A 7,196-nucleotide genomic window follows, 5' to 3' on the forward strand; every position below is an offset into this window, starting at 1 on the left:
GGGGTTGTACGCCGGAATCCCAGAAATTTCCGTCAGCCCAGCTCCAGTCCCGCCACGAGCGCATCCAGGTCGATGAACTTGCCGTCAGTCTGGAATGTGTAATGCCCGTTCAGCAGGATGTGCCGCCAGGCCGCTGGCGACATCTGCGTGATCAACGCCAGCGCCTTGGCATTGCCAGCTGCCTCGTACTTCGTCAGCAGCAGGGACAGGATCGCCGAGTTGTAGAAGATGATCGCGTTGCCGATCAGCCTGGCGCACTGGTTGCTGATCTCGATTTCGATGTCGGTGCGGCCGGTCAATTCCTTCTTCCCACCGACTTGGGCGATGGTCGAGCGTAGCTGGTGATAGGACTCAATGCGGTTCTGCGAGCGGTGAACATTACGCTCCAGTTGCGGGTCGCGCAGGTAGCGCAGTGTGTAGATACTGCGGATGAGCTTGTCGAACTCGAAGATTGCGCGCCGCGTCGGGTTCGGCGCCGTATAGGTGCACAGCTTGCGGATCAGCGTGCCCTGCGTCATTTCCTTCAGGCCCAGTGTGGCGACGATTCGGTCGATGTTCGCCTTCTCACCGACGATGAGTTGCCGGTCGATCTGGCCAGCCGGCCGGATCAGGCATTTCTCGTACAATGCCAGATCATCGGCGCAATACAGCTCCTGCAACTGGTCGTCGAGGTCGGTGAAGCGCGGCTCGAAACGAAGTCCGAACCAGTGCAGGATGGCGAAGTTGGCCTTGTTGATGCTGTGCATGTCGCCGGTGATCGCGCTCGGCACGATGTCCGACGTGTTGCGGTACCAGATGTCGAACACGTGGTGAGCCTCGTACTCGTGTGCGCCTATCAGGTAGCCGTTCAACGGCACGTGATTGCACAGCAGCGTGTAGGCGACGACGCCCTTGCCGCGGCCGAAATATTTGCGCGAGTAGCGCGCCTTCACAGTTGGTCGCTCGACGCCGAATTTCTGCCCATCAACGGCACCGTACAACGAATCGAGGTCGAACGAGTAATGCGGGAAGATCGGCAGTGCGGCGATGGCGTTGCTGATGCAATCGTTGGCCACAAGTAGCGTCGCCTGGCGCAGGTACTGCTGGTAGGTACTCTCCAGGACGTGGTACGGGATGTCGCTGGTACGTGCCATAACCTGGTTGCCGTGGTTCATGGCTTGGGCAATGATCACCGCCATCAGACTGTCGGCGTCGGCTACCTTCTTCGCATAGCGTGGCTGCAATGGTGTCAGCGCCGACAGGAACTGGCACTGGCCGTTGACGAAGCGAAACACGTCGGCGACATCGCAGTATGGCAGTTGCTCGTAGAGAGCTTGCTCGCGCGCCTTCTGGTTCTCCCCCTTGGGCTTGCGCCAGGTCAGTCTCTGCGTGTCCTTGTCGTATTCCAGGTGCGTCAGCTTGCCCTGTTTCAGCTCGCGATTGAACGCCACCCATTGCGCACGCAACTCGGCCGCCAGTGCATCGAGCTGGGCACTGACCGGCTGCCGCAGGAAGGGGATGTCCATCTGCGCGAGCACGGCGGCTTTCTCGTCCATCGAAACCAACTCGTCGGACAAATGCCGGTGCTGCAAGCTGTCGTCAATGTAGAGCTCGCCCGCCTGGAAGCGTTTCCTGACCTGACGGTAAAGCCAGAATTCGTAACGATCGGCATGCAGGCCTGTCGGCGTGCCTTCGGCATCGAACATCAGCAGGTACGGACGCAAGCGTTTCGGCAGCGTTGCCGCCGGACATTCGTCGAGTGGCCGTTGTGATAGGCGCTGCTGCTTGGCGAACACGCTCTTGGCCCAAGTCAGCGCCGCGAGCCATGGGTTATCGGGGGCCGTGCCGGCGAAGTCGAGCGCGACGTACAGCGGCCGTAGATGGCGTCGAATGCGTTCGGCCAGGCCGTCCACCGCCTGCCAGTGCAGCGCCAGTTTGTTCAGTGGCTTGACGCTCATGCGCTGCGCCGTGTTTTGCAGCAATTCCCTGGACATGATTTTGTAGGCGCGTTGGCGCACCTCGCCGAACGGCGTCGGATCGGCCACGCTGTCGTCCACGTACAGCGACAGCAGGCGGCCAACCTGTGGCGTTTCCTGATGGCGTCGCAGCTGTTCGGCGACAAAGGACTGTTTCGCACCCGTGCGGCTCTCGTCCTCAAGTTTTTTCATGTGGAAGGCCATCGCGTCGACCAGGTTGTCGGTGAGCTGCCGGTAACGTACCCAGGCATAGCACAGCAGGTAGAGCCGGGTCTGCTCCGCCTTCAGGTGGCGCAGGTCATGGACGGTATAGAAGTTCGCCAAGCTCGCGTAGTACAGCAGGTTCTGCTGCGAGATGCCGAGCTTGGGCAGCAGCGCCTTGGCGATCCCGTGCAAGGACTTCAGCGTGGCGCGCTTCTCGCGCTCCCCTGCCATCTGACGCCAGCCGAAATCTTTAGCGTCCTGCTTGAGCGCTGCCAGTTGAGACAGGGTGTCGTCACGCACCAGGAGCTGGCCCAGCGCAGCTTTGGCCGATTCGTCCAACACTTCTGCCAGCAAGCCGCCCAAGCGCCTGCGTTCGGTGGACAGGGCTTCACTGACCAGCTCTTGTAAGGTGGTGTGGCCGGGCCGGATGATTTTGTGCTCGCTGAGCCAAACGATCAGTTCGGCGGCCACGAATCCTGGCATTACGTCGCGCCGCACGATCTGTTCAGCCTGCTGTGCCAGTTGCGGCAGGAAGCTAGCCGCCCACGACCGGTAGCCGAACAGTTCGGCGATCTGACCCCTCTGGCTGTAGTGCTCATGCTTGGTGATCGCCTTGCGTTCGAACGCTTCGCCGTGGAAATAGCGACTCAGCACGAAGGCGCAATCGTCCTCGACCTCATGCCAATCGAAGCGGAAGAAAGCATGCTTGGCCTTGAAGTAGCCGATCTGCAAGACGCAATAGACTTGGGCCTGCAGGCTAGGCCGGCTGCTGGCGAACGCCAGTTCAGATTCGGTCAACGCCAGGTATTCCAGCCGCTGAGCATCGTCGAAGTCCGGTAGGCCGTACAAGGCTTCCTGCTCTGCGTCAGAAAAGACGGTGAGTAGCTTATTCTTGTTGCTCATCGACCGTCCTTCCCGCACCACGCCAACCTGCTCGCGTCAATGTTTCGATCAACGTAGTGCGCTTGACATTGAAGTTGCGGCACACCGCCGCCTTAGACATGCCGCCATCGAGCGCGGCGACGATGGCGTCCAGCTTCTCACCAGTGATCGCCTGCGGCCGGCCGCCGATCCGGCCGCGTTTGCGTGCGGCGGCCAAGCCCGCGACGACGCGCTCCTGAATCAAGGCGCGCTCGTACTGCGCGAGCGCACCGAACACCTGGAACAGGAATTCGCCCGAGGGCGTCGTAGTGTCCAGGTTCTCTGTCAGCGAGCGGAACGCCACCCGCTTGTCCTTGAGCGAAGTCACAATGGCGAGCAGGTGCGACAGCGAGCGACCGAGCCGGTCGAGTTTCCACACCACCAGCACATCGCCGGCTCGAACGAACTCAAGCGCCCGCGCCAAGCCGGCACGGTCATCCTTCGCGCCAGAGGCACGATCCTCAAACAGGTGACGCGGATCGACGCCGGCGGCGAGCAGCGCGTCGCGCTGCAAGTCCGTGCTCTGGCGGTCGGAGTCCGACGACACGCGCATGTAGCCAACCAACATAGGCGGATAACCATCAAAAACAGGTTTCCGCATAATAGTGAATAGCGATAGAGTTTTCCGTACATTTTTGAGGGGGTGTTGCACAGGTAGCACAGCGGCGGCTGACAGCCTGTCGCAAAACAAATGTTTTACGACACCTCCTTGAGGTTGCCGCGTTTACATCATTACCTGAACAGGTATAAAATTCCGTCATGACAAACAAAGAAAAACCGCTCGAATGGATCGCGAGCAGCCACAAGGATTTGATGGCGTTGCCGTCCGACGTGCGTCGCCGTTTCGGTTACGCGCTCTCGTTGGCGCAGATAGGCGATCAGGATGACGCAGCAAAGGTGCTCAAGGGGTTCGGTGGTGCCGGCGTGCTGGAGGTCGTCGAAGACGATGCCGGCGGCACCTATCGAGCGGTATACACGGTCAAGTTTGCGGAAGCGGTGTTCGTCCTGCACTGCTTCCAGAAGAAGAGCAAGAGCGGAATCGCCACGCCAAAGGCCGACATGGACATCATCCGCGCTCGGCTGAAGGTGGCCGAGGTATTGGCACAGGAGCTACGAAATGCAAAAACGAATCATTGAAGGCGTCGAGGTTCAGCGCAGCTCGGGCAACGTCTTTGCCGACCTTGGACTGCCTGACGCTGAAAAGCTCAAGATCAAGACCGGCCTGGTGGTCGAGATCAGGAGGGCCATGCGCGCCCTTGGGCTGACTCAACAAGCGGCGGCCAAACGCATGGGCATCCCGCAACCGAAGGTGTCGGGCATGATGCGCGGCGACTTCACCAATCTATCCGAACGCAAGCTGATGGATTGTCTGAATCGCCTCGGCTACGACATCGAAATCAAGGTACGGCCAGCAGCCGAGCCGATCGGGCATCTAACGCTCGCAACCGCTTAATCGGAGCCCTCCTGATGGCAGCCCGCATCACCGACGACGAATGGGACGAACTGACTCCCGAGAATTTCGATACCACGGCACTGCTGCGTGCAGTCGATGCCGTGGACGTGCTGCGCGGCGATTTGAATGACAGCGCAGACGGCGCACCTCCGCAACTGCGCACCGACCTGTTGAAGCTGCATCAACTGGCAATGGCCGCGTTCAACGAGGGATCACGCAGCCGAGTGGCTGAGCTATTTGATCTCGCCGTGGATCTTCAGGATCAGGTTGATCATCTGATGACCTCGCTGGAACAAGTGCAAGAAACCCTGTCCCGGTTGACGGCGCTCTACCCAGAAAGCCTGTCCTGAATGTTCTTGGAGACAACCACATCATGAGCCGCAGCCGCCGCAAAACGCCCATCGTTGGGCACACGACCTGCCGTAGCGAGCGCGAGGACAAGAAACTCTGGCATCAGCGCTGGCGAACCCACGAGCGCACCGCGCTGGCCAGCGCGTCGCCGAAAGCTCTATGCGCCCATCTGCCTCTACTGGAAAACCAGGTCAGCAACGTCTGGTCGATGGGTAAGGATGGCCGCTCCTACTGGCCCATCAAGCGCCAGGCCGCCACGGCGGATCGCATTGCCAACCACAAGGGACGCAATCCGCAAGAGCGCGCCTCCCTGAAAAAGCGTCTGCTGCGCAAGTGGATGAGCAAATGAACCTGTCCACCATCGAGGCGCTGGCTATCGCTTGGGCGCGAATCGCTGAAGAAGCAGAACTCCCAGCCGGCTACGAGGGCACGGCGACGCCAGAGGCGCATCGGGCCTGCGAGGTGATCCAGGAGCGGATTCGAGAGCACGTCGTCGCCACCAATGACATGCGGCTGTTCGGCCTGCTGCACCTGCTTGGGCAGGCGTCGCTGCGCATGGAGCAAGCGCTGTGGCCGGAAGAATATGCGCGGATGACCCGCGAGGTCGAGGAAGCTCTCCGAGAGGCCGACGACCCCAACGCCAAGTCGTACACCCACGAAGAAGTCATGCAGGCGATGCAGGAACGCATCGACCGAGCGCGAGACAAAGCCATGTTGATCGGCTGACGGAAATTTCGGCGGTTCCGGCTGATCCAAGAATCTTGGCGTGACCTTACCTCCGCTCTACCGCTGGGTGCCAGCCTCGGCGCACGCCTAACCACCCAACTCAGAAAGGAAAATAAGTTGGTAAAACGCATTCCCGTATCCGAGCTTCGTCTCGGCATGTACATCCACAAGCTCGCCGGCTCTTGGGTTCGACACCCATTCTGGCGCGGCAGCTTCCTGCTGACCGAGCCTCAGGATCTCTCTGCCATTCGAGAATGTGGCGTCGGGGAGGTCTGGGTCGACTTGGCCAAAAGCCAAGTCGACCCAGAGAGCCCAGAGAGCCCAGAGAGCCCAGAGAGCCCAGAGAGCCCAGAGAGCCCAGAGAGCCCAGAGAGCCCAGAGAGCCCAGAGAGCCCAGAGCCCAGAGCCCAGAGCCCAGAGCCCAGAGAATTGTCGGAGGAGCAATCTCTGCCGTCTAGTCCACTAAGCAAGAAAAGTGACGGCGCAACCTCAATGGAGAGCGAAATGTGTTATGCACGGAAACTCTGTCTTGCGGCCAAGTCCCAAGTCATGGACATGTTCCAGGAAGCCCGGCTTGGCAAGGCCGTCGACCCAAGCACGACGTTGCCGCTGGTCGGAGAAATCGCTGCCTCGGTGCTGCGCCAACCTCATGCCCTCATCAGCGTCGCACGCATCAAAACGCACGACGATTACACCTACCTGCACTCGGTTGCCGTCTGCGCCCTGATGCTATCGCTGGCCCGGCATCTCGATCTAGACGAGGAGCAAACGCGCCTGGCTGGCATCGGCGGACTGATGCACGACCTAGGCAAGGCCGCGATGCCGCTGGAAGTGCTTAACAAACCAGGCAAGCTCACCGATGCCGAGTTCGCCATCATGAAGCGCCACCCTGTGGAGGGCGCAAAGATGCTGCGCGCAGGCGGGGCCGAGCCCGGGGTGGTGGACATTGCCCTGCACCATCACGAGAAGATCGACGGAACCGGCTACCCGGATCGCTTGGCCGGTGACGCCATTTCACTCCTGGCCCGCATGGGCGCAATCTGCGACGTCTATGATGCCGTGACGTCGGAGCGAGCCTACAAAAAGCCGTGGGACCCGTCCGCGGCGATGCGGCAGATGGCCAAGTGGGAGGGCCATTTCGACAAACGCATCTTCCACGCCTTCGTCAAGGCCGTGGGCATCTACCCCGTCGGCTCCTTGGTTCGCCTGTCCTCTCAGCGTCTGGCCGTTGTCGTTGAGCCGGGAATGGAATCACTGCTGACTCCCAAGGTTCGCGTGTTCTTCTCGCTACGCTCGAGAGAGCCGATCCCGATGCAGACCATCGACCTGGCGGCCACGAGTTGCAAGGACAGTATCACTGGCCCCGAAGACCCGACGCTCTGGAACTTCAAGAACCTCGACGACTTGTGGATGGAATAGCCCCCACAAAACGACGGCCCCGTGAGGGAGCCGTTGAACATCGTCGAGCGATGCCCGTCCAGGGAGGGATGGCCGAGCTCGATTCTCCAGAAGGTAGCTGGTGACACGAGTGTTGAGCCCACCCAACTAGGGTGACGGAAATTTCTGGGGTTCCGGCTTACATCCCC

General features: G+C 60.7%; 8 protein-coding genes. 6 read left to right on the forward strand and 2 right to left on the reverse strand.

Going from position 1 to position 7,196, the window contains the following annotated elements; translation table 11 throughout:
• Positions 1-32: 32 nt before the first annotated feature.
• Complete coding sequence (locus HZR81_RS22820) at positions 33-3,062, reverse strand: Tn3 family transposase (protein ID WP_047883118.1); 3,030 nt, start codon at positions 3,060-3,062, stop codon at positions 33-35.
• Positions 3,046-3,648, reverse strand: coding sequence for a recombinase family protein (locus HZR81_RS22825; RefSeq protein WP_010465829.1), 603 nt, complete (start codon positions 3,646-3,648; stop codon positions 3,046-3,048). The genes HZR81_RS22820 and HZR81_RS22825 overlap by 17 nt, the downstream gene beginning before the upstream one ends.
• A 191-nt stretch (positions 3,649-3,839) precedes the next feature.
• Here HZR81_RS22825 and HZR81_RS22830 point away from each other — a divergent pair, with 191 nt between their 5' ends.
• From HZR81_RS22830 to HZR81_RS22855, 6 genes are all read left to right on the forward strand, one after another.
• Positions 3,840-4,217: a type II toxin-antitoxin system RelE/ParE family toxin gene (locus HZR81_RS22830; protein ID WP_003151133.1), complete on the forward strand. Its 378-nt coding sequence runs from the start codon at positions 3,840-3,842 to the stop codon at positions 4,215-4,217.
• Positions 4,198-4,533, forward strand: a complete 336-nt coding sequence (locus HZR81_RS22835) for a helix-turn-helix domain-containing protein (protein WP_001172026.1) — start codon at positions 4,198-4,200, stop codon at positions 4,531-4,533. The genes HZR81_RS22830 and HZR81_RS22835 overlap by 20 nt, the downstream gene beginning before the upstream one ends.
• 14 nt (positions 4,534-4,547) lie before the next feature.
• Complete coding sequence (locus tag HZR81_RS22840) at positions 4,548-4,883, forward strand: hypothetical protein (RefSeq protein ID WP_000741275.1); 336 nt, start codon at positions 4,548-4,550, stop codon at positions 4,881-4,883.
• A 23-nt stretch (positions 4,884-4,906) separates the two neighbouring features.
• A complete protein-coding gene (locus HZR81_RS22845; RefSeq protein WP_047883117.1) occupies positions 4,907-5,233 on the forward strand; it encodes a hypothetical protein in 327 nt (108 codons plus the stop codon).
• Positions 5,230-5,610: a hypothetical protein gene (locus tag HZR81_RS22850; RefSeq protein WP_001054412.1), complete on the forward strand. Its 381-nt coding sequence runs from the start codon at positions 5,230-5,232 to the stop codon at positions 5,608-5,610. The genes HZR81_RS22845 and HZR81_RS22850 overlap by 4 nt, the downstream gene beginning before the upstream one ends.
• Before the next feature lie 117 nt (positions 5,611-5,727).
• A complete protein-coding gene (locus HZR81_RS22855) occupies positions 5,728-7,029 on the forward strand; it encodes a cyclic di-GMP phosphodiesterase (protein ID WP_198809711.1) in 1,302 nt (433 codons plus the stop codon).
• Positions 7,030-7,196 lie beyond the last annotated feature (167 nt).

This window comes from Pseudomonas sp. LM13, assembly GCF_041381355.1.
Taxonomy (GTDB): domain Bacteria; phylum Pseudomonadota; class Gammaproteobacteria; order Pseudomonadales; family Pseudomonadaceae; genus Stutzerimonas; species Stutzerimonas frequens.

Bases quoted from the DNA above. Each gene is read 5' to 3' on its own strand.
- HZR81_RS22830 (WP_003151133.1), top strand. From the start codon at position 3,840: ATGACAAACAAAGAAAAACCGCTCGAATGGATCGCGAGCAGCCACAAG.
- HZR81_RS22820 (WP_047883118.1), bottom strand. From the start codon at position 3,062: ATGAGCAACAAGAATAAGCTACTCACCGTCTTTTCTGACGCAGAGCAG.
- HZR81_RS22825 (WP_010465829.1), bottom strand. From the start codon at position 3,648: ATGTTGGTTGGCTACATGCGCGTGTCGTCGGACTCCGACCGCCAGAGC.
- HZR81_RS22840 (WP_000741275.1), top strand. From the start codon at position 4,548: ATGGCAGCCCGCATCACCGACGACGAATGGGACGAACTGACTCCCGAG.
- HZR81_RS22835 (WP_001172026.1), top strand. From the start codon at position 4,198: ATGCAAAAACGAATCATTGAAGGCGTCGAGGTTCAGCGCAGCTCGGGC.
- HZR81_RS22850 (WP_001054412.1), top strand. From the start codon at position 5,230: ATGAACCTGTCCACCATCGAGGCGCTGGCTATCGCTTGGGCGCGAATC.
- HZR81_RS22845 (WP_047883117.1), top strand. From the start codon at position 4,907: ATGAGCCGCAGCCGCCGCAAAACGCCCATCGTTGGGCACACGACCTGC.